The 22953-nt window shown below is 41.1% G+C and carries 21 protein-coding genes and 1 tRNA gene; 11 read left to right on the forward strand and 11 right to left on the reverse strand.

The window, feature by feature from the left end; all coding sequences use genetic code 11:
* Positions 1-123: 123 nt before the first annotated feature.
* Entirely contained in the window at positions 124-318 is a 195-nt protein-coding gene (locus RS893_RS11355) for a hypothetical protein (protein ID WP_315791260.1), read from the forward strand.
* Positions 319-322: 4 nt separating this feature from the next.
* Here RS893_RS11355 and RS893_RS11360 read toward each other — a convergent pair.
* From RS893_RS11360 to RS893_RS11370, 3 genes are all read right to left on the reverse strand, one after another.
* A tRNA-Ala gene (locus RS893_RS11360) sits at positions 323-395 on the reverse strand.
* Positions 396-459: 64 nt separating this feature from the next.
* Positions 460-1188: an HAD family phosphatase gene (locus tag RS893_RS11365; protein ID WP_315791261.1), complete on the reverse strand. Its 729-nt coding sequence runs from the start codon at positions 1186-1188 to the stop codon at positions 460-462.
* A complete protein-coding gene (locus RS893_RS11370; protein ID WP_315791262.1) occupies positions 1185-2099 on the reverse strand; it encodes a class I SAM-dependent methyltransferase in 915 nt (304 codons plus the stop codon). Before RS893_RS11370 ends, RS893_RS11365 begins: the two co-directional genes overlap by 4 nt.
* A 613-nt stretch (positions 2100-2712) precedes the next feature.
* On the opposite strand from RS893_RS11370, the gene RS893_RS11375 reads away from it, so the two are divergent.
* From RS893_RS11375 to RS893_RS11385, 3 genes are all read left to right on the forward strand, one after another.
* Positions 2713-3894, forward strand: a complete 1182-nt coding sequence (locus RS893_RS11375) for an RtcB family protein (protein WP_315791263.1) — start codon at positions 2713-2715, stop codon at positions 3892-3894.
* A gap of 228 nt (positions 3895-4122) precedes the next feature.
* Positions 4123-4578: a response regulator gene (locus RS893_RS11380; RefSeq protein ID WP_315791264.1), complete on the forward strand. Its 456-nt coding sequence runs from the start codon at positions 4123-4125 to the stop codon at positions 4576-4578.
* 2 nt (positions 4579-4580) lie between these two features.
* Complete coding sequence (locus tag RS893_RS11385) at positions 4581-6590, forward strand: hybrid sensor histidine kinase/response regulator (RefSeq protein WP_315791265.1); 2010 nt, start codon at positions 4581-4583, stop codon at positions 6588-6590.
* An 84-nt stretch (positions 6591-6674) separates the two neighbouring features.
* Here RS893_RS11385 and guaA read toward each other — a convergent pair whose 3' ends face one another.
* From guaA to RS893_RS11405, 4 genes are all read right to left on the reverse strand, one after another.
* Positions 6675-8297 (reverse strand): glutamine-hydrolyzing GMP synthase, encoded by a 1623-nt coding sequence (guaA, locus tag RS893_RS11390; protein WP_315791266.1) that lies wholly within the window; start codon positions 8295-8297, stop codon positions 6675-6677.
* Between the two features lie 443 nt (positions 8298-8740).
* Entirely contained in the window at positions 8741-9040 is a 300-nt protein-coding gene (locus tag RS893_RS11395) for a hypothetical protein (protein ID WP_315791267.1), read from the reverse strand.
* Between the two features lie 318 nt (positions 9041-9358).
* A complete protein-coding gene (gene ychF / locus RS893_RS11400; protein ID WP_315791268.1) occupies positions 9359-10450 on the reverse strand; it encodes a redox-regulated ATPase YchF in 1092 nt (363 codons plus the stop codon).
* Between the two features lie 51 nt (positions 10451-10501).
* Positions 10502-10717 (reverse strand): hypothetical protein, encoded by a 216-nt coding sequence (locus tag RS893_RS11405; protein ID WP_016866016.1) that lies wholly within the window; start codon positions 10715-10717, stop codon positions 10502-10504.
* 328 nt (positions 10718-11045) lie between these two features.
* Here RS893_RS11405 and RS893_RS11410 point away from each other — a divergent pair, with 328 nt between their 5' ends.
* Positions 11046-12536 carry an aminotransferase class I/II-fold pyridoxal phosphate-dependent enzyme gene (locus RS893_RS11410; protein WP_315791269.1) on the forward strand — a complete coding sequence of 497 codons (1491 nt, stop codon included), beginning with the start codon at positions 11046-11048 and terminating at the stop codon, positions 12534-12536.
* A 15-nt stretch (positions 12537-12551) separates the two neighbouring features.
* Here RS893_RS11410 and RS893_RS11415 read toward each other — a convergent pair whose 3' ends face one another.
* Entirely contained in the window at positions 12552-12731 is a 180-nt protein-coding gene (locus RS893_RS11415) for a hypothetical protein (RefSeq protein WP_315791270.1), read from the reverse strand.
* Positions 12732-13065: 334 nt separating this feature from the next.
* Here RS893_RS11415 and RS893_RS11420 point away from each other — a divergent pair, with 334 nt between their 5' ends.
* The 3 genes from RS893_RS11420 to RS893_RS11430 all read left to right on the forward strand — a co-directional run bounded on the left by RS893_RS11420 (position 13066) and on the right by RS893_RS11430 (position 15385).
* Entirely contained in the window at positions 13066-13527 is a 462-nt protein-coding gene (locus tag RS893_RS11420) for a DUF3598 family protein (RefSeq protein ID WP_315791271.1), read from the forward strand.
* Positions 13528-13878: 351 nt separating this feature from the next.
* Entirely contained in the window at positions 13879-14550 is a 672-nt protein-coding gene (locus RS893_RS11425) for a hypothetical protein (protein WP_315791272.1), read from the forward strand.
* A complete protein-coding gene (locus tag RS893_RS11430) occupies positions 14537-15385 on the forward strand; it encodes a nucleotidyl transferase AbiEii/AbiGii toxin family protein (RefSeq protein ID WP_315791273.1) in 849 nt (282 codons plus the stop codon). The genes RS893_RS11425 and RS893_RS11430 overlap by 14 nt, the downstream gene beginning before the upstream one ends.
* 27 nt (positions 15386-15412) lie before the next feature.
* Here RS893_RS11430 and dusB read toward each other — a convergent pair whose 3' ends face one another.
* Together dusB and RS893_RS11440 are read right to left on the reverse strand one after the other, a co-directional pair.
* Positions 15413-16414, reverse strand: a complete 1002-nt coding sequence (dusB, locus tag RS893_RS11435) for a tRNA dihydrouridine synthase DusB (protein ID WP_315791274.1) — start codon at positions 16412-16414, stop codon at positions 15413-15415.
* Positions 16415-16450: 36 nt separating this feature from the next.
* Positions 16451-17272: an Rpn family recombination-promoting nuclease/putative transposase gene (locus RS893_RS11440; RefSeq protein WP_315791275.1), complete on the reverse strand. Its 822-nt coding sequence runs from the start codon at positions 17270-17272 to the stop codon at positions 16451-16453.
* Positions 17273-17292: 20 nt separating this feature from the next.
* On the opposite strand from RS893_RS11440, the gene RS893_RS11445 reads away from it, so the two are divergent.
* From RS893_RS11445 to RS893_RS11455, 3 genes are all read left to right on the forward strand, one after another.
* The gene (locus tag RS893_RS11445; protein WP_315791276.1) at positions 17293-17499 is read left to right on the forward strand and encodes a hypothetical protein; all 207 of its coding nucleotides are present in this window, start codon (positions 17293-17295) and stop codon (positions 17497-17499) included.
* Positions 17500-17756: 257 nt separating this feature from the next.
* Positions 17757-19664: a molecular chaperone DnaK gene (dnaK, locus tag RS893_RS11450; protein WP_315791277.1), complete on the forward strand. Its 1908-nt coding sequence runs from the start codon at positions 17757-17759 to the stop codon at positions 19662-19664.
* Positions 19665-19831: 167 nt separating this feature from the next.
* Positions 19832-20479, forward strand: coding sequence for an acetoacetate decarboxylase family protein (locus RS893_RS11455; RefSeq protein ID WP_315791278.1), 648 nt, complete (start codon positions 19832-19834; stop codon positions 20477-20479).
* 140 nt (positions 20480-20619) lie between these two features.
* Here the strand turns inward: RS893_RS11455 and RS893_RS11460 are convergent, their stop codons facing one another.
* Entirely contained in the window at positions 20620-22212 is a 1593-nt protein-coding gene (locus tag RS893_RS11460; protein ID WP_315791279.1) for a helix-turn-helix domain-containing protein, read from the reverse strand.
* Positions 22213-22953: the final 741 nt, after the last annotated feature.

Here is a 22953-nt window from a genome sequence, read left to right on the forward strand (position 1 = left end):
TCGTTCCTGCTTGGATGTGAGACTCCCAGGCAGGATCTGCTAATCTTCCCAGTGCTTCCACTACAGCCGCATGGGTTGGCTCAAAATCTTTATAAATTTCGTCAGCAACTGTAGTATTCGTGGTTGCGAAAACCTTCGAGAATTACTTCGCATTCTTCTTTTGTAAAAGGTTTGGGACGAGATTTTTTAGGAACCTTTAGTCCTGTTAGTGTTTCCGTCCAAGGATTACTTTCGGGAAGTAGCTTGTGTTTAATTGCCCAAGCCCAACAGGACTTTAAAACCGTGCTTGCGATCGCGAACTGTAATCGGTTTTTGTAGTGAATGGAGAATAGGAGACTCGAACCCCTGACCTCTGCGGTGCGATCGCAGCGCTCTACCAGCTGAGCTAATTCCCCAAATAGTTATTGGTTAGTGGTTAGTTGTTTACCACTAACTACTAACTACTAACAATTTCCTATATTAACATTCACCTGCGGTTGGTTGGCACTGGTTTTTTAAATATACTTCCTGTACACGTTCTAGTTCTAAATCAGTTAGATAATCTACAGTCCAGTTTGCTAGACGTTGAAGCATGTGAAATGGGTAAGTATTTGCTACACCCACAACTTGCATCCCGGCGCGTTTTGCTGCTTGGATACCAGCTGGAGTATCTTCAATTGCCAAACACTCATTTGGTTGTAAATCCAAATCTGCATAAGCTTGGTTAAGGCGTTCTACTGCTAACAAGTAACCATCAGGTTCTGGTTTACTGGTGATGATGTCATCTCCAGCTATAATCACAGGAAAGTATTCAGTTAGCTTGGCACGTTCCAGAACAAGTTCTATTTCTTTACGAATTGCACCACTAACTAGTGCTATGTTTAAGTTGCGCGATCGCACCTGAAATATCAAGTCATCTAAACCAGAATATAAAGGCAACTTTTCCAGCTTTTCTAATTCCAAAGCATATAGTTCTGCTTTCTTGATTAACAGTCGAGTTAAGTACTCTTGTGTCACAACTCTACCGCGACGAGTGAGTAAATCATGAAAACAGGCGCGATCGCTTCGTCCCAGAGAAGCTTGACGTTCATCACTTCGTTGAGGTTGGAGGTTTTCTTGAATGAGAATCTCATCAATTAATTGTAGGTGGATGGACTCATCATTGATGATGACGCCATTAAAATCAAACAGAACTGCCTTTAAAGTCATGCCGTTGTATCAAAAGCTGGAGACGGAAAACCCTGTAAGTCGTTGTTGTCTAGTATGCTATCTGGTGATGCCGGAGTATACTGTTGCATCTTTTGCACAGTTTCTCCTGTTGTGGAAATCGGTTTGATACCGCTAGTCACCTGATTTGTCCACCACACATCCTGAGTTTGTACTCCTGCAAATCCTGCTGCACCCATCCACGCATCCACACTGCCATTTGCATACTCACGAATATAAGGCTCTTCAAATACATCATTGAGCCATTCTATCTGACGTAGGGTCTTTTGATTACCATCTAAGATCAGCACTTGTCCACCGACGCGTAATAAGCGAAATGCCTCTCGTAGAATTGCCTGAGAAATAGCTGCTGGTGTTTCGTGGAATAACAAATTTGCTGTGACTAAGTCAAAAGAGTTACTTGGTAATCTAGTATCTTCTGCATTGCCATGTCGCCAATGTATATGCAAATTAGCACTTTCGGCTTTGTGGGAGGCCCTTACTAACATATAAGGAGATAAATCCAAACCAATAACTTCGGCATCAGGAAAAGCCTGCTTGAGCATTAATGTTGTTGATCCTGTACCGCAACCCAAATCTATTATGCGTTGCGGCACGACTTTGATCGCATTAATTAAGCTGTAGCGAACCCAAGTTTCATTTGGTGGTAAAACGTATTGGGTAACAGCATCGTAGCTCACCGCCGCACCAGAGTTCAGATATCCACCTTTGATTCCGTGGAAGTTTTGGCTGCTGTAGTAAGTAGGCATTGTAACATCAGCACGTCGAAAGCGATCGCTTTCTTTTTCCCAGTCCACACTTTTGGCATAATTCTGTAACTCTTCTTCATTAATCAAAAGACGTACTACAGGCGACACAAACCGCTCCCAGATTGTATTTTCACGAATCGTCATAAGATGTTTGAAATTTGATGAACTGTTAAGCATGAGGCAAAAGGGAAAACTCCCAACAGCCCTAGTTTCAAAAGTTGGAATGTTACATTTAATTGTGTCTAGCTACTTAAAAGTAGGTTTATTAGTATTTATTATTATTTACAAATTTTAATATATTTTTGCCAGCTTGATAAAAGAGGTGAGATGACCTGAAAAAGGCAGAAAGAGGAGCCACTGCATCCTTAGAAATTCCCGAGGGCAATGCTCGCCAAAGCTTGCATCCAGCAATCATTGCCCTGGTTGTAGCATGTGGCGTGGTAGTAGACAGCGATGCTGAAGCAAAGAAAGTTTTTTCATCCGTTTTGGTTTACGTAGTTCATGAAATTATATTGACATTTATATTATCCTGTGTTACATATATACTACAAAATGTAGTAAGCAATTGCTCGCTCAAATTTAAGGGCTAAAGCCGTGACTACGAACTTTTACAACTCATCAAAACTAATGACATAGACACCACACTACACAACCACACAAGTTCTGAGGGGAAAGGTTCCCAACTAAAAAGTTAGGGATCTGAAAATCTCTACAACTAACAACCATTAATTATTAACCACCAACTATTTTTAAAAATATGCCTTACGAAAAATTAGAAATTTCTACATTATCTCCTGTTTTATCTTGGGCAAATCATCCTTTGGCAACAGAAGAAACCAAGATGGCAAAAAATGTAGCATCACTACCATTTGTATTTAAACATGTAGCATTAATGCCGGATGTTCACTTGGGTAAAGGTGCGTTAGTAGGTTCTGTAATTGCCACTAAAGAAGCAATTATTCCTGCGGCTGTCGGTGTTGATATTGGTTGCGGGATGGCTGCTATCAAAACACCATTCAAAGGTGAACAATTAGAAGGTAAACTCAAGAAGATTCGCTTAGATATCGAAGCCGCAATTCCTACAGGATTTAACGAAAATAAAGAAGTCGAAAAAGCTGTAACAAATTGGCAAAGCTGGCGAGATTTTAAAGACTTGCATCCAGGGGTGCAAAACTTGCAAGAAAAAGCGATGCGACAAATGGGTTCTCTAGGCGGAGGTAATCATTTTATTGAAGTTTGTCTCGATACAGAGAACCAAGTTTGGTTGATGTTACATTCTGGTTCTCGCCATATCGGAAATGTGCTAGCACAGTCTCACATAAATACGGCAAAAGAATTAGCAAAAATGGCAGGTAATAATTTGCCTGATCCAGATTTAGCTCATTTTGTGGCTGGTACACTAGAATTCCAAACATATTGGCATGATTTACAGTGGGCGCAAGCATACGCACGCTTCAACCGCGATGTAATGATGGCACGTTTTAAACACATTATCGAAAAGCATTTAGCAGGAGGGAAAGCGACGAAACCTTTACTAGAAGTAAATTGCCATCATAATTATGCTGAACAAGAAGTACATTTTGGTGAGGAAGTGTATGTAACTCGTAAAGGTGCAGTGCGTGCCCAAACAGAAGATTATGGCATTATACCTGGTTCAATGGGGGCAAAATCATTCATTGTGAAAGGTAAAGGTTGTGCTAATAGCTTTTGTTCTTGTAGTCATGGTGCTGGTCGTTTACTATCAAGAAATAAGGCAAAAAATGTCTATACACTTGATGATTTAATTGAACAAACAAAAGGGGTAGAATGTCGCAAAGACACAGGTGTTTTGGATGAAATACCAGGTGCTTATAAACCTATAGATGAAGTGATGACAAATCAATCTGATTTAGTGGAAGTAGTAGCTACACTCAAGCAGGTTATTTGTGTGAAAGGTTAAATTCATTTGTGTGCGTCTATTTAGGAAAAACCTGGTTTCTTCCAGAAACCAGGTTTTTTAATGATTTGATGAAAACTGAAGGATGAAGTATAAACTATGAAGTATTAAATAATTTAGTTTTTATCCCTTTGCTCTTCAGCTTCACCCTACCCTACAGAAAGCCCTGCTAGTTCATCTACAGCTTTCACCCTCACTTCAGCCTTTATCTTTCATCCTTCATCCTTCTCTATGATTGGCAATAGCACTCAATTAATACTTGTAATTGAAGACAGCGACGAAGATTTTGAAGCTTTACGGCGAGTGATGTACCGTCAAGAAGTATTAAATCCTATTCTTCGTTGTGCTGATGGCGACGAGGCACTAGACTATCTTTACCACACAGGAGCCTACGGCGATCCTAAAACTGCTCCTCGCCCCTCGCTCATCTTACTTGACCTGAACTTACCAGGAACAGATGGGCGAGAATTATTAGAACAAATTAAGCAGGATCAAAACCTCAAAGATATTCCTGTTATAGTATTTACTACCTCTTCCAATCCCAGAGATATCGAAATATGTTATCGCAATAATGCAGCTAGTTATATTCTCAAACCAATTGACATTAATAAATTAAAACAAACGCTACAAAACTTTCTTACTTATTGGTTGGATATTGTGGTTCTTCCCGATAATATCGGCAGGTAGTCATGGCGCAACAACAGTTTATCATTTTGATCATTGATGATTGTTCGGAAGACCGCGCAGTCTATCGCCGTTATCTGTTACAAGACCCACAACACCACTACCAAATTCTAGAAGAGGAAACGGGAGAAAGCGCCCTACAATTGTGTCAGCAACTCCAGCCTGACAGTATATTATTGGATTTTTTGTTACCAGATATGGATGGGCTGGAATTTCTCACAGAATTAAAACAGCAGAGCAACGGCAGTATGCCAGCTGTAATTATGTTAACAGGACATGGCAATGAAACTGTTGCTGTGCAGGCAATGAAAAGTGGTGTTCAAGACTACTTGGTGAAAGGAGATATCACAGCAGAGAGTTTACGCTTTACTATCCAGTCTGCGATTGAAAATATCCAACTACGCCAGCAGTTGCAACGTAGTGAAGAACGTTTCCGTACCTCCGTTGAAAATATGCTGGACTGTTTCGGTATTTACTCAGCAATTCGGAATGAAGCAGGGGAAATTCTAGACTTTAGAATAGATTATTTGAACGCCGCAGCTTGTGAATCTAACTTGATGAGCAAGGAAGAACAACTAGGTAAAAGTTTGTGCGAAGTTTTACCTGGGCATAGAAAATATGGCTTGTTTGAGCAGTATTGTCAGGTGGTAAATACAGGCAAACCGTTTGTGAAAGAATCACTGATCTACACAGATATATTTGGTAAACACCAATTCACTAGAGCCTTTGATATCCGTGTGGCTAAATTGGGAGATGGCTTTGTGGCATCTTGGCGGGATGTCACGAAAAAAAAGCAGATAGAACAAGCATTGCGAGAAAGCGAAGAGCGTTATCGGTTTTTATCTGAAGCTATACCACAAATAGTATGGATTTGTGATGCGAACGGTGGATGTGAATATCTCAATCAACGATGGTATGAATTTACCGGACAAGCTGTTGAGCAAGGGATTGGATCTGGTTGGTTGGAAGTTGTGCATCCAGAAGATACGCAACGAGTCATGCAAACATTTACACAGTCTTTAAATACAGGAAAACTGTACGAAGTAGAATTGCGCTACCGTTGTCATGACCAAAGCTATCATTGGTTTTTAGCAAGAGCTTTGCCCAAAAAGGATGAGCAAGGACGGATTGTAAAATGGTTTGGTACAAGTACAGATATAAATGAGCGTAAACAATTAGAAGCAGAACGTGCCCATCTTTATCAACTTGAGCAAGCTGCTCGTGCGGAAGCAGAAGCAGCAAATCGTGCTAAAGATGAGTTTGTGGCTATGGTATCTCATGATTTACGTTCTCCTCTCAATGCCATTCTGGGTTGGGCGAAACTGCTACAAAGTCGTAAACAGGATGAAACAACTATCATCCGTGCTTTGCAAACTATCGAACGCAATGCTTTATCTCAAGCAAAACTTATAGATGACTTGTTGAATATGTCCCGCATACTCCGGGGTCAGCTAGAGTTGCAGCTATACCAAGTCAATCTTGTCACTATTATCCAGACAGCATTAGAAACTGTCTACCCAAGCGCTAATGACAAAAGTATTTATCTAGAGTCTAAGCTTGATGATGCAGTGCCACCAATTATTGGTGATCCGAATCGCTTGCAGCAAATTTTAGGAAATGTGCTTTCTAATGCGATTAAGTTCACTTCTGAAGGAGGGCGGGTGGAAATACGATTAGATAGGGTAGTAAAAAACACAAATAAAAGGCATGGGGATCAGGGGATAAGGGAGACAAGGGGCAATGCGGATAATGAGAATATGAGGAATAGATTCTCTGCATCTAACTTCTATGCTCAAATCACAGTTACTGACACAGGTATCGGTATCAGTCCTGAGTTTTTACCTCATATTTTTGAACGTTATCGTCAGGTAGAATCCTACAAACAAGGTGGTTTAGGATTAGGTTTAGCGATCGCTCGTCATTTAGTAGAATTGCATGGCGGAACTATCGAAGCAACTAGCGATGGTGAAGGTAAAGGTACTACTTTCACCATCTTGTTGCCATTTAGAGGTTAGTTAGTAGTTAGTAGTTGGTAGTTAGTTGCTCAGTTTTTTATCACTAACTATTTCCACTAACCATTAACCACTAACCACTAACCTTTATTCCCACTCGATAGTTCCAGGTGGCTTGGAGGTAATATCGTAAACTACCCGGTTAACTCCTTTAACTTCGTTGACAATCCGGTTGGAAATCACCTCTAGTACGTCGTATGGTACACGCGCCCAGTCTGCTGTCATACCATCTTCACTGGTGACGATGCGTAAGACAATGGGATAAGCGTAGGTACGTTGATCACCCATTACGCCCACGCTCTTAATTGGCAACAATACGGCAAAAGCTTGCCAGTATTCATGGTACAAGCCCCTTTGATTGATCTCTTGCCGGACAATTAAATCGGCATCCCGCAAAATCTTTAAGCGTTCGGCAGTGATTTCGCCCAAAATCCGAATCGCTAAACCTGGGCCAGGAAAAGGATGACGCTGTACGATTTCTTCTGGCAAGCCAATAGAACGACCGACTTTACGGACTTCATCTTTAAATAGTTTCCGTAGTGGTTCTACCAATTTAAATCGTAGATCTTTGGGTAAACCACCAACATTGTGATGGCTCTTGATTTTCACTGCAACTCGTTCGCCTGTCTGTGGATCAACGTTGGTGTCAGCAGATTCAATCACGTCTGGATATAGCGTACCTTGCGCTAAATAATCAAAGGGCCCAAGGCGTCTTGATTCCTCTTCAAATACTCTAATAAATTCGTGTCCAATAATACGACGTTTTTCTTCTGGTTCAGTAACACCACTGAGAGCTTTTAAGAAGCGATCGCGAGCATTAACGTACTCTACAGGTATATGGAACTGCTCTTGAAATAACTTCAATAATCGCTCTGGTTCATACTTCCGCATGAAGCCTTGGTCAATAAAAACACAAGTTAATTGCTCACCGATCGCTTTATGCAGCAAAAAGGCAAGAGTAGAGGAATCAACACCACCAGACAAGGCCAACAGCACCCGCTTGTCACCTACTTTGGCGCGAATTTCACGAATTGATTCTTCGACAAAAGCGGCGGTTGTCCAAGTCGGTTCACACTCGCAAATGTGGTAAACAAAATTGCGAATTAATGGCAGACCACCAATAGAATGAACTACTTCTGGATGGAACTGGACGCCATAGAGTTTACGGTTGTGATCAGCGATCGCAGCACAAGGAGTATTTTCTGTATGTGCCAACAATTCAAACCCTGATGGCATTGATGTCACTGAGTCACCATGACTCATCCACATAGTTGTGCCATCTTCGACGTTGGTCAGTAAGTCTGTGGGATCATCTATATATAATGATGCCTTACCATATTCAGCTAGGTCAGCTTTGGCTACTTCCCCACCCAACTGCTGCACCATCAATTGCATACCGTAGCAAACACCTAAGATGGGAATTCCTAAATGCCAAATTTCTGGGTCGCATTTGGGAGCGCCTTGGTCATAAACTGAACTAGGACCACCAGAGAGGATGATTCCCTTAGGGTTGAGCTTTCGCAACTGTTCAATAGTGGTGCGATAGGAAAGAACTTCAGAATAAACTTGAGTTTCTCGAATTCGGCGGGCTATCAGTTCAGAATACTGAGAACCAAAATCGAGAATTACAATCATTTGGCGATTGATTTGTCCCAAATCTTCTACAATTTGAGACGCTTGTTCTGTTGGTAGGGTCACCGCTGTACTCATGATCAGGAGAGGTGTGTAATGTAAAAAAATTTCGCTCTACGGTCTTGCTAACACTATGTATTCCTCAGCTTTCTCAAGCTTTTAGGGTTAAACTAACCCTCAACAAACGCTAGTAAACCGCGCTTGCCTTACCTACGTATTTGTTAATGGTATTAAGAAGAAAAAGTTACCCTAGAGTGGTTAGTGAAAAATATATTTATTGGGGATTGTTATGATTATTCATAATAAATTAACATAATTTTGCGATTCGTGAACAAGCTGTTTCGCTTTTGATGAATATGAGAATTGGGGATCGGGGTGGTGGGGAGATGGGGTGTGAGGGGTGTGAGGGGTATTAAACCACTAACTACTAACTACTAATGTACAGACGCGATGTTCCTCGCGTCTCTACTAACTACTAACTACCAACAATCAACCATCAACCATCAATAACCAACCAACACCTATATGCGAAGTTGGGACAACAGAGATTCCATATCTTTCCAGGTCAGTCCTTGTTGAATATAGCGGGGTGCTTCTGGGTTATATGGACTTGCAACTATGTCAATTTTGAGAATATTTGCTTCTTCTGGCAAAACAGGCACATCGGGATCAAATGCAGTAGGACGCATCAAAGAACTTGAAAACCCTTTAAATATAGCAATTTGGTCTTCCTCTCCAGCAACTTCTACTGTTACTAATAAGACTTCTTGGGGACGTTTAATAGTGTATTGTTCCAGTCTTTTACCTGTAGAATCTTTCATAATAACTAATGGGAATTAAAGCTGCGACAAAAACAATATATATCGACCACTCTCTTGCAATGCTGTGAAGTTGCTTTTGTGCAACCCTTATACTGTTTCACTACAAGTCTGATGCCATTTGGCGACCAAGAAGGACAAGCCAGACGAAGAAGAAAAAGCTTATGAATAACCTTGTTACCAGTTGAACCTGGTAACAAGAACAAGAGCCTCTAGCTCTTGTTAAGAATAGTGTAAGTTATCAGTAGTATGCGACTCTAACCTTTTTTGACGGCTAAAGTCTTCACTACGAACTTTGAATTATTGACGCTGTGCTACTTATTACACATTAAATCTGAACAGCATCACGTCACCTTCCTTGACGACGTAATCTTTTCCTTCACTGCGAACTAAGCCTTTTTCTTTTGCAGCAGCCATAGAACCAGCTGCTGCTAAATCATCGTAAGCAACAGTTTCAGCACGAATAAATCCGCGTTCAAAATCGCTGTGAATTACACCTGCTGCTTGCGGTGCTAGCATTCCGGCTTTAATTGTCCAGGCACGGGTTTCTTTTTCACCAGATGTGAAATAAGTACGCAATCCTAAGAGTATGTAAGTGGCACGAATTAATGATTTTAACCCACCTTCTTCTACACCTAAAGATGCGATAAAATCTGCTCTTTCTTCCTCTGATAATTCGATTAATTCTGCTTCTACTTGTGCCGAAACGACAACAACTTGAGCATTTTCTGTTGCAGCAATTTGTCTGACTTTTTCGACAAATTCATTTCCTGTTGCCAATTCATCTTCAGATACGTTGGCAGCATAAATTATCGGTTTTGATGTCAGCAAACCTAGTTGTTTAATAACTGCTGTTTCTTCTTGTGTTAAACTAATCTGCCGTACTGATTTGCCTTCATTTAATGCCGCAGCTAATTTTTCCAATACTGTCAATTCAAATTGTGCTTCTTTGCTGGTACGGGCTTGTTTTTTAGTCCGTTCAATTCGGCGTTCGATTTGGGCTAAATCAGCTAACCCTAGTTCCAAATTAATTGTCTCAATATCCCGTGCGGGATCTACTGAACCAGCAACGTGAATAATGTCATCATTTTCAAAACAACGCACTACATGGACAATGGCATCAACTTCGCGGATATGAGACAAAAATTGATTACCCAGTCCTTCACCCTGACTTGCACCTTTCACCAAACCAGCGATATCCACGAACTCAACGCGGGCCGGGATAATTTGTACCGACTTGGAAATCTTACCTAAAACATTTAACCGTTCGTCTGGCACTGCTACAACGCCGACATTCGGTTCTATTGTACAAAATGGAAAGTTAGCAGCTTCTGCCTTGGCATTAGCAACTAAAGCGTTAAATAACGTAGATTTTCCAACGTTGGGAAGTCCGACAATCCCGGCTCTCAGCATGTTAGATTTTAGATTTGAAATTGAAACTAGACGAAATCAATTTTAAACAGGTTAGGGGATTGTTTGCGGTATTGTTCCTGGAACTGTTTGAGGAATGGGACCGGGTACGGTTTGTGGTATGGGTGCTGGTACGGTTTCAGGAACTGGATCTGGTATGGGTTGGGGAACTGTTGGCCCTGGTGTAGGTTCAGTTGGAGGTACAGGATTTGGTTCTGGGTTAGGAATTGGTGGTTCGTTAGGTTGAGGTTCAGAAATGAGATAAATCATGATCAGTTATCAGTTATCAGTTATCAGGTATTCAGTACCATTGTTTTTGTTAATTTCACACCATATATATAAAAGGAATGCTGTTGGTACTGTTCACTGATTTAAATTACTTGACTTTTCTAAGCTAAATGACTATTAACCGTGCTGACATCTTCCTATATATCTATACTCCTGTTGAGACTGTTTTATTTAATTAATTAGTAGCGAATCATTTTTAGAAAAGACTCTGTGTGCCTAGTGCGTTTAAGGTCGCTACGATTTTACGTAAAGCAGTACTAGAGAAAAACACATGATTTACTGATAACTGTTCACTGATAACTGTATTAAAATGCTTGATCAAAATCAAACACCTTTATTACATACCTTAAAAGTCTGTGCTGAACGTCCCCATGCACCTTTTTACACTCCAGGACATAAACGAGGTGTGGGAATTTCTCCAAAGATAGCTAATGTTTTTGGTAAAACTGTATTTCGCAACGATTTACCAGAGTTGACAGAATTGGATAATTTGTTTGCACCAGTAGGTGTTATCCAACAAGCACAAGAATTAGCAGCAGAAGCCTTTGGCGCTGCACAAACATGGTTTCTTGTCAATGGTTCTACTTGTGGAATCGAAGCAGCAATTCTTGCTACTTGCAGCACTGGCGATAAAATTATTCTGCCACGCAATGTTCATTCCTCTGCGATCGCAGGATTAATTCTCTCTGGTGCTATACCAATTTTTATCAATCCAGAATACGACCCTGTTTTAGATATTGCTCACAGTATCACTCCCAAGGCAGTAGCAGCAGCACTCTTCAACCATCCTGACGCCAAAGCCGTAATCATGGTTTACCCTACATACTACGGTGTGTGTGGAGATGTACAAGTGATCGCCCAAATTACCCACCAATATAATATTCCTTTACTGGTAGACGAAGCCCACGGCGCGCACTTTGCTTTTCACCCCCAACTACCCACCCCAGCCTTGCAAGCAGGCGCAGATTTATCTGTTCAGTCAATTCATAAAACCCTGGGTGCAATGACCCAAGCATCGATGCTGCATATCCAAGGTGAAAGAATAAATCGCGATCGCCTCAACAAAGCTTTACGGTTAGTACAATCTACTAGTCCTAGTTATTTACTCTTAGCTTCTTTGGATGCAGCCCGTCAACAAATGGCGCTGTATGGCAAACAGTTAATGTCTCGCACACTGCAACTTGCTGAGGAGGCGAGAACTAGAATTGCAAAAATTTCTGGATTGTCAATTTTACAAAGCCCTCTACAAGGAGAGTTGGGGGGATCTCCTGGTTTTATCAGCTTAGATCAAACACGTTTAACTGTGACTGTTTCCGGCTTAGGTATAACAGGTTTTACTGCCGAAGAAATTCTCGATCAACAGTTCGGTGTAACTGCGGAATTTGCATCGCTACAGCATCTTACGTTCATTATCAGTTTAGGCAACACTCAAGAAGATATCGAGCAGTTGGTGCAAGCTTTTACTAAACTTGCTGAGATCACCTCACCCCCTCTCTCCTATAAAGCAGAAGGGGTGGAAATATGGGATGATGTTTTTAGTATGGGGGCTTCTGTGCATATATCGCCTCGTGAAGCTTTTTTTTCTGCGACAGAAACTTTACCAATTTCAAAAACTATAGGACGTATTTGTGCTGAAATCGTCTATCCTTATCCCCCTGGTATTCCTGTGTTGATGCCGGGAGAAATAATTACTAAACCTGCGTTGGAATATTTACAACAAATCCAGACAATGGGCGGATTTATTAGTGGTTGTGCGGATACTAGTTTAAGTACAATTACTGTTGTAAATGGTAAATTTTGATTAAATACACCGTATTTAGGAGTGTTTATCTAACAACTTTTGAAACAAACTATCTGATGCCCAAAAAGATGTACTTTGATAGGTTCGGACAGCAGTAGGTAAATCGATGAGTTTCATAGTCGCTGCTTGATCTAGAATTCCGAGGATACCCGTAAGAACAAGTCCTCTTTCTGTAGCAATGCGACGTGCTTTCATATCGTCCAGCAAGAGTAAATCTGCTTTGACTTCTTGTGCTAAAAGAATGGCTGCGCGTCCTCCAGGATCAAATAGATCAACGATCGCATCAGAAGGTTTAGTAACAGGCTGAATTTTGAGCCAATCTGGTGGAGTCGTAATCCAAGTTTGGACAAGTGGTGGAGCAAAAGTATCGGATAGCTCAATTTAGACAGCCATACTATCAACTTTTTGAAATGCGATCGCCCAAAATACTCTCTATTTTAGTAAGAGTATAGCTAGAGATACTAGCCTATCTTAATTGGAATTATTTCTCGTATGATATTTTTCCAGACCGATTTTGGTGAAATATTTTATGGTGCAAAAACACTTGCAAGACTTCCAAGTATTTCCTAAGCACATTGGAATTTGGTATGGTTCCTGGACATGTTTGGATGCTAAAGCTAAGGAAACTCTACGTTTTGAGGCTGAAATTACGCAGAAAATTATTGAAAACCAATGGATACAAACCAATACCTACAAATATCCTGATGGTAGGAATGTAACTAACTCTTTTGTCGGTAAAGTAATTAGTGAAGATGAAGTAGAAATAGAAGCTCTGGATCTTCCTGAGTGGCAAAATTTTAGAACAATTGCTCGAGAATATGGAGATAATATGATTATCTTTAATGTTTGGAACAAAGCAACTGGTAATTTATTTGCGACGGAAATAATCAATCTAATTAATCACAACAATCGATGTCGCACAACTCAAAGCTTTACCGAGGAAGGAAAGGTAAAAGGCTTTATGTTGATTGTTGAAGAGCGAGTTTTATAATAAGTTTTGAATAATTAAATTTTGCAAGCAAGGTCACGATTTTTTTGTATTCTTTGTTTTTTTAACCTATAAAATTAGTTATGTATATATAGCAATCTTAGATAATTTGTGAGAATTGCAAAGTTTAGCTCTCCGACTTCTCCTGCGAAGTCGGGGAGCTTGTTTTGGGTTAGTTTTTGTCGATTTAGTCCACAGCAATTTTAGGAATCTTTTAATTCTTGCCTTATTGACAACACGTGTGTTACATATATAATACAAAGTATTTCTACTGCCAACAAGAACTGATCCAAACAAATGCTCAAACATCTCTATTCAATCATTAATCCACCTTTTCATTAGCTGAAGAATGTGTTGCTTCAACATGACTATACAGGGACTTTTGAAGCCCATATTACCGTCAATGCTCCTAATTTAAGCGATCGCAAAAAATTTTCTCACTTTTGCCAAGCTTTGAGTGTCAAATGCATACTCATTGAATTGCCACAGGGAGTAATGCGATCGCAACCAATGACTGCATCTCATCATCACGGAAGATTGAAAAATGTGCTGACAGATGTGCAGGGACTAGTGCAAAAGTTGCTGGATGCGGGTTTTGAGGTAGCGCGAATCAAGATAGAGGCGATGGTAAATAACCATGATGTGCCAGTTACTGACGAACAAGCACAAGCATTACCCGCAACTAATTATTTTGAGTTTCATGTCAAAGTCACCTTACCTGCAAGTGAGGATTTGCAGGTACTGAGAAAATACTGCTGGGAACATAATGCTCATCTTTCTACTAATGCTCTCAAACATTCTGTTGATGGACAACAGCAGCGCTTTATTACCATGCGTGTGTATAGTGTAGGACACTATAGCGCCCAAGCACATTTTTATACATTGCTATCTGCACTCAAACAGAAAGGATGGAAGCTATCTCAACCGCAACAGGAATACACCGTTTATGACAGTAACTTGAACTTGGATGCAGGCTGGTTCAGCATTGACAATCAAGGAGGAGAAGACGATCATGCCCAATATTAAAGAATATTTACTCAATCTTGCCACTGCCACTGGTCGTCCCTCCGAAGAAGTGCTGACTTACCATTTGTTAGAAGGTGTGTTACGGCGAGTATCCCACTCAATTTATGCTCAAGATTTAGTTTTGCGTGGTGGGATGCTTACCCGCATTTGGGTTCCATCTGGACGACGAATTGCTGTAGATGTGGATTTTTTGGGTCTTTATCCGTTTGATATAGAAAATACACAGCAAAAGTTTCAAGATATTCTGGCTGCAAAGAACTTAGCAGATGGTGTGGTATTCCATCTGGAGAGTTTGCAAACCAGAGGAATCTGGCTTAATACTGAGTTTCCTGGCGTGCGGGTCAACATTGATGCGGCTGTGGTTGATTATCAACAGAATATTCAAATTGATGTGGGTTTTGGTGATCCATTAGTACCACCTGCTATGTGGATAGATTATCCAACGCTTTTACCAGAAAAAGCTGTGCGGCTACAGGCTGTGCGTCCAGAAACAATGGTCGGTTGGAAGTTGCATGGATTAGTGGAACAAGGTGCGAAACGTTGGCGACCAAAAGATTTGTATGATCTGATGTTGTTGAGTACTCAGGTAGTACTTAATGAAGCCTCACTTGGTGAGGCGATCGCTATTGCATTTAGTAGCCGCAATACTCCTTTACAGGAGGTAGTGGAAATTTTAGCTGCACCCCAATGGTGGAATAACAGCAAAAACCGCAGCAAATGGAAATGGTACACCAGAAAAGTACCGACGCAGATCATGCCAGAAGATTTCCTAGTCGTTGTTGATGTCGCGATTGGACGGTGGAAAAGTGTTGTGGAGATTACTACCGTTGAGTAGAGTTAATTGAGCTTGCGGTTGCGGATGTTAATTTAACTGCTCAATTGTTCTATCAATTAAATCTACACCTTGGTGTACCGTTTCAATCAAACTCAATTCTGCACGCAACTGTGCTGCACCCACAAAACCTTTTGCATACCAAGTCATATGTTTACGGGCTTGCAGAATTCCGCGATCGCCTTTATATTCCCAAAGTGCCTGTAGATGTTCTTTGGCACATTCCAAACGCTGTAGCGGTGTTGGTGGTGGTAACTTCTGGCCAGTTTTGAGAAAATAATCTATCTCTCCTACTAAAAACGGATAACCTAATGTTCCCCGCGAACACATTACCCCATCAGCACCTGTTGACTGTAAACATTGCACCGCCGACTCTACCGAAAAAATATCACCATTGGCAATCACTGGAATTGAAAGCACTTCTTTGACACGACCAATCCATTCCCAACGGGCGTTACCATTGTAACCTTGAGCGCGAGTCCGGGCATGGATTGTAATCATTTGTGCGCCTGCATCTTGCATTCTTTTGGCAAAATCCAGGATCGTAATTTCCTCATCATTCCAGCCGATACGAGTTTTAACTGTTACAGGTACATCTACAGCGTTGACAACTTCCCTAACTATAGCTTCAGCAACTTGTGGTTGTCGCAGTAGCGAAGAACCGCCACCCTTTTTGGTAATTTTATTAACAGGGCAACCCATATTAATATCAATTGTGTCTGCACCTTCTGCCACTGCCTTCTGTGCTGCTTCTGCTAAAAAATCGGGACGACAGTCAAACAACTGGATGCTAATTGGTCGTTCGTTGGCGTCTACCTCCATGATTTTTGGCAATTTTTTGACATGATGTAACTCTGTCGCACTCACCATTTCTGTGTACATCATCGAATCTGGTGCGTAGCGACGTACCAAGCGACGAAACACCAAATCTGTCACCCCAGAAAGAGGTGACTGCAAAACCCGACTGTTCGCCTCAAAATTACCAACTTTTAAAGGTGATGAGAGTCTAGTTTTGAGATTGGGAGAAAGCATAAATAATGTTTCAGTGCAAATTTTGTTATTTTTTATTTAACTATCTTGACTTTGAGAGAGTTTTTGTAATTCTAGCTGAACCTCTTCTACACTCAAACCCAACTCTTTTGCTGCTTGTTCTATACTCAATCCCAATCTCAACAACAAAGGTATCATTCTAAATTTTTCTTGACGCGCGCCTTCTTGTCTACCTTCTTGTCTACCTTCTTGCTTGGCTTCTTGATAAACTCGTGTCTGTTTCAAATCGCTTAACCCAAACATAAGCTCAATCTCCTTTCTAGTCATTTTTGGAAACTTATAAACCAAGATTGTTTCTACTAATTCTAATAACTGCCGCTGTTTCAGTTTGTTATCTATCTCTTGCTGGGTTCGACTGATTAATTCCTTGGCATTTGCAATAGCCTTATTTTCATCGTCTACTACTAATTTGATGGTAGCAAGGTCAACTGGTAAGGATGTTGCTTTACCTAGTTCATCCAGATAAATACGACTAACACGCTGACTAGTAAAAAATTCGCTGTAATTGTTGATATCTGATGTATCTAAGCTACGACTTGGGTAGATAACCACTCCCCGCCAAGAATTTTTGGGTTGGTTTTGACGCAGGTATAAAAAGATTTCTGAAAACAAACGCGAATAAATTTCTGTGTCTGTTTGAAACTGGACTTCGACAAAGTAAATTGGGTTTTGTTCTTCTGGAATGGGAAGAAAAACCCCATCTATTCGGAATGCGGTTTGCTTAATTTCGATGGAGGAGAATTGATAAGTGTCTGCGGTTTCGGGTGATTCACCAATTAATTCAAAGAAGATGTAGGGAAATTCCTGAAAAATACGATAAAAGATGCTGTCTGTTTTCACATTCTGTAAGTTACTGAGTTTTGCACTCTTGTGATTTTACCGCGCGATCGCTCAAGCAAAAGAGCGTTACTAGGGCTAGTTGGGATTTGCATTTGCGATCGCACATTCATCAAAAGCTTTTGTATTTCCCACATCTCGATGATCATAACTCAACTAAAAGACGGCAAACACGACCATCAGATTACGGTTCACCCGAATCTCAGGAAGTATTAATTCTCATACATTAGACAAAGTGAAAGCAATAAATATATGAGCCAAGTAGAAACATGAAGCATAACCGCCCTTGCTAAGGTTCGGAAAACCACCCTTCATGGACTGGCTACACAGGCTCAGTATATATATCAGCATAGACTTGGGTTTTTGCCCAAGTAAAAACCAAAGGTATTGATGCTGGACTGGCTGCTTTCAAAAACCAGTTAGTTCAAAAATTAGTCCCTTATACTCCCATTCATTCATTTGTAGTTATACGGAGCCAGCACCTACAATGGCAAAAGTAGTTGGAATTGACTTAGGTACGACAAACTCCTGCGTAGCAGTAATGGAAGGTGGTAAACCCACGGTTATTGCTAATGCGGAAGGTTTTCGGACAACACCGTCAGTTGTGGCGTTTGCCAAAAATGGCGATACCTTGGTTGGGCAAATCGCCAAGCGCCAAGCGGTGATGAACCCCGAAAATACCTTTTATTCTGTAAAACGATTTATCGGTCGCCGCTACGAAGAAGTTACAAACGAAGCAACAGAAGTTTCCTATAAAGTTGTCCAAAGTGGTGGAAACGTCAAATTGGAATGTCCCCAAGCAGGAAAAGCGTTTGCACCAGAGGAAATTTCTGCTAAAGTTCTGCGGAAGCTAGTAGAAGACGCTAGCAAATATATCGGTGAAACTGTAACTCAAGCTGTAATTACTGTTCCAGCTTACTTCAACGACTCCCAGCGCCAAGCTACCAAAGACGCTGGTAAAATTGCAGGTATTGAAGTATTACGGATTATCAACGAACCTACCGCCGCTTCGCTAGCATACGGTTTTGATAAGAAGAGCAACGAAACTATCCTTGTATTTGACCTTGGTGGTGGTACGTTTGACGTATCCATCTTGGAAGTAGGCGACGGCGTGTTTGAAGTGCTAGCTACTTCTGGTGATACCCACCTTGGTGGTGACGACTTCGATAAGAAAATTGTTGATTACTTAGCAGAAGCGTTTAAGAAAGACGAAGGTATTGATTTACGTAAAGACAGACAAGCTTTACAACGTCTGACAGAAGCAGCGGAAAAAGCCAAGATTGAACTTTCTAGCGTTACCCAAGCTGAAATCAACCTGCCATTTATCACTGCAACTCAAGACGGCCCTAAACACTTGGATATGACTCTGACACGGGCTAAGTTTGAAGAACTTTGTTCTGATTTAATTGACCGTTGTCGTATCCCTGTAGAAAATGCTCTGCGCGATGCTAAGTTAACCAAGAATGATATCGATGAAGTCGTGCTAGTGGGTGGTTCTACTCGTATTCCTGCCGTCCAAGATGTGGTGAAGCGACTTCTGAGTAAAGAACCAAACCAAAGTGTTAACCCTGATGAAGTGGTAGCAGTTGGTGCTGCGATTCAAGCTGGTGTACTTGCTGGTGATGTCACAGGTATCTTGTTGTTAGACGTAACACCGCTATCTCTAGGTGTAGAAACCTTGGGTGGTGTCATGACCAAGATTATTCCTCGCAACACCACTATTCCTACCAAGAAGTCAGAAGTCTTCTCCACCGCCGTGGATGGTCAAACCAACGTCGAAATTCACGTCCTCCAAGGCGAACGGGAAATGGCAGGCGATAACAAGAGTTTGGGAACCTTCCGTCTTGATGGTATTCCCCCTGCACCCCGTGGTGTACCCCAAATCGAGGTGGTGTTTGATATTGACGCCAACGGTATATTGAACGTTACCGCTAAAGACAAAGGTACTGGTAAGGAACAGTCCATTAGCATTACTGGTGCTTCTACCCTTGATAAATCCGACGTTGAGCGGATGGTGAGAGAAGCTGAGCAAAATGCTGCTACTGACAAAGAGCGTCGTGAGAAAATCGATCGCAAGAATCAAGCAGACTCTTTGGCATACCAAGCCGAAAAACAATTGCAAGAGTTGGGTGATAAAGTCCCGGCTGCTGACAAGACCAAAGTTGAAGGTTTGGTGAAAGATTTGCGCGATGCTATTACCAAAGATGACGACGAGCAAATCAAGAAATTAATGCCAGAACTACAACAAGCGCTGTTTGCTGTTGGTAGCAACATCTATCAGCAAGCTGGTGGCGATGCATCTGGTGATGGTGCTGGTACTACAGATGCTGATGCTTCCTCTGGTGGTAGTGGCGGTGATGATGTGATTGACGCTGATTTCACAGAGTCTAAGTAATTGTTGATTGTTTTTGGTTGTTGGTTGTTGGGAACAACCAACTATCAACTATTAACAATCAACAAATTTAACAATTACCACTCAAGGTATACCTTTGGGTGGTCATTTTTTTGTTTGATAGAGAGTTAATAGTTAGTGGTTAGTAGTTGATTGATCAGGAGATGCAAATGTCATACCCAGCAGCACCTTGGACGCTAAAAGGCTATGCTCTGCTAACTTCGCATTTACTAGATGTCAACCGTGTTCGCCACTTAATTCCTAAAGAATTAGAAATTAAAACTGTGTGGCCTGGTAAAACGCTGGGTGGTGTTTATTTGTCTTACTATAGTTCAGAGTCGGTATTAGAGTATAGTGAGTTAATTGTTGTACCAGCAACTGTAAGTTATCAAGGCAAAGTTGGTAGTTGGGTTTCCCATATTTATGTGGATAATCCTGATTCAGTAGCTGGTGGGCGAGAAATCTGGGGATTACCGAAGGAGTTAGCTGATTTTACCTGGGAAAATGATAACTCTGTCACTGTGTGTCAAGGTGACAGAAAACTATGCTCTTTTAGATATTATCAACCCTGGTTCTCATGGCCACAGAAATTTGGCGGATCTAGTTTTAGTACGATGAATTCAGATTTGCTGTTATTTTTTGCTGAATCAGAATCCCGTTTGAGTTTAGTTGGTTCTAAATTAGAAGTGCCTGCTGAAAGTCCTTTTGCTGAGGTAGGTTTGGGTCAGCCATTTTTAACTGTTCGGTGCGATCGCATGACTTTGAATGTGCAAGCACCAGAAGTCGTGGGACAAAGGATTGTTGAAGTTGCAGTTTAGTAGGGCGATCGCTTTTTATTTTTGGTTGAGGATGTTGTTGTCAGGAGTGCGATCGTTCTTTGCCTTTTAAATATATTAATAAACCGCAGAGGACGCAAAGGTAAACAAGAGAACCAAGATGGTGTATGTAGAGATGAAAATCAGGCTGTGTTAAGACCCAAGACTTTACGTAATACTACTTGGTCTTCTAGTTTGACTTTAAGGCGGCCTTTTTCGATGTCACGAATCCAGCTTTGACTTTTACCTGCGAGTTTGGCTAGTTCTCTTTGGGAAAGATTGAGGTTTTTGCGCGCCCGCAAAATTTGTTCGCCTAGTAAGTCACCAGTGGTTTTGGTTTTTCTTTTGTTTTTTGTGGTTCGGTGCTTTTTTTCGGAGTCGGCTGTTTGCTTTTCCCAGTCTGGTGGTAAGCTGAAGGACAAAATTCGGGCATTCATTAACAGGTTCCATTTGCCACGGGGGCTGACGTCTGTCAGACGTGATGTAGCGCTACCGTCGTTAATCCAAAATTCTAGGGCTTCGTCTGGATCTTCGGGAATGTCCACTATTCTGGCCCACAAGGGTTGGATTGTGGGCGGGTAGGTGACTGGATCAAAGACTGATTTCATCCCATGGTGATTGAGGACTTCTAAATCATGTTCAAAAGTCCGCAGGAGGCGTTTGCGTTCTTCTCTTTGTCTGCACGCTTGGGCAATTTTCTCTTCACCATAAGCAACGCGCATCAAGGTGGGAACGGTTATGCGTTGGGAAGCCCCCATTTTGGTTTTAAATAGTAACCACAGCATTAGTCGTGCTGCACCTTCGTGTTGCTGCCAAATGCTCATCACTGTAGTTAATAAGGATTTTGGCAGGCTACCGTATTGATAAAATGCTGTTCGTTGTTTACATGCTTGTTTGTTGAGGAAATACTGTGCCCAAACTCCAGCTCGAATTTTGAAGGTTAAGCCGACAAGATATTTACATCCGAGATTATCTTCTTGAAAGTGACGTTGAACTTGGACTAGTTCCCACAAACTGCTTCCTTTGATCGAGAAGCCTTTGAGCATACCTTGCTGGGGCCAGTCTATAGAAACGACGAGTGAACAAGCTTGCTGGACTAAGTTGTTCATCAAAGTCAACTTGACATTTTTGCTTAAGTCCTTGCGCTTTTCTAAACCCAGGTATTTCTCCAGCTGTCGTTCATCAATTGTAAATTCTTGTTCCCAAGGCTGATCTAGGGTTGTTGCATATGCTGCAAATATTAGATGTAGACAAGCAGCCCTGATATCTAGTGTTTCTATGGCTGCTAATTTGGTGACAAGTTCACTACTCTGGGGTGATGTTGTCAGATGAAATGCGATCGCTCCTTTGCCTTGATTGACTTGACGACGATAGCACAAGTTTCCTTGCTCATCTGTTTCCCAAGGTAATGATGTACGTTGGGAGAGCAAATTGCAAGCTTCCCAAATGACAATCGCTGAAGCAAAGGGGTTACTCTTGCCGTTAGAAAATAAATCTGGACTAGTTACTTCTCGCAAGTCAACTTTGCATCTTCCTCTTTTAGCGTGCCAAGGTATGGGAGAATTTGTTGGGCAAGCGATCACACATTGCGGTTCGGGATAGTAACCTTCACAGTTGTTACAAAGGCACGGATCAATCCAGTATTCATCGTTTTCCAGTTTGATAGCACCTGTAGGACATTGAGGACGGCAGTTGTCACATCCAACGCAACTATTATTAGGTATTGTGTAAGGCATAAGGCTATTGCCAATGTACTCGTTGAGATGTCTGGCTCGGATTTCCCCTGGATGTGTCCCCTATTTTCACTACTCACAACCACATTAATTACGGCAAAACATAGATTTTTATTGCCGTAGTACCACCCACATCCATATTTGGACTTTCCATCCAATTGGAAGTTACTCTATGCTCATAACCTAGCCGAGCCTGATTAAATTCTTAATTATCTATACATTTCACAGATATTGTTGTAGGTTTGTTCATTATGAGCGAAAGATAATTTTTATTAAATTTTGGATTTTCAGTAGTTTCCACATATCTTATTAGCTAAAAAGAACATCTTATTGAACTTTGTTTGTTGCTTGAGTAACAATCACAAGCTGATAGATACTGTATGCTCGCTTGCATAGCATCTCTTTCTAGGAGATAGTATGCATATGTAGTTTTTAGATTTGACAAGTAAATACGTGTTTTAATATTTCACTCATCTGGGAAAATAGAATTATTAATAATATTAATATTTAACAAAAATTATTATTCTGTTAATCATTTTACATTTTTATCAGTTATCAGTTATTAGTTATCAATAACAGGTAACTGACAATTGTGAAAGTGGGCTTTTGCTATTAGCCAGCACTTAAGTCGTGGGCGATATTGTGGTTACACTTCTGTATCTCCTAATACTTTGATGATTTGTTTAAGATATTATTTCTAGTTACCTGACATCTTGCACCATTCTCAAGAAGAGCCAGAGGCTC

It is taken from the genome of Fischerella sp. JS2, assembly GCF_032393985.1.
In the GTDB taxonomy this organism is placed as follows: Bacteria; Cyanobacteriota; Cyanobacteriia; order Cyanobacteriales; family Nostocaceae; genus Fischerella.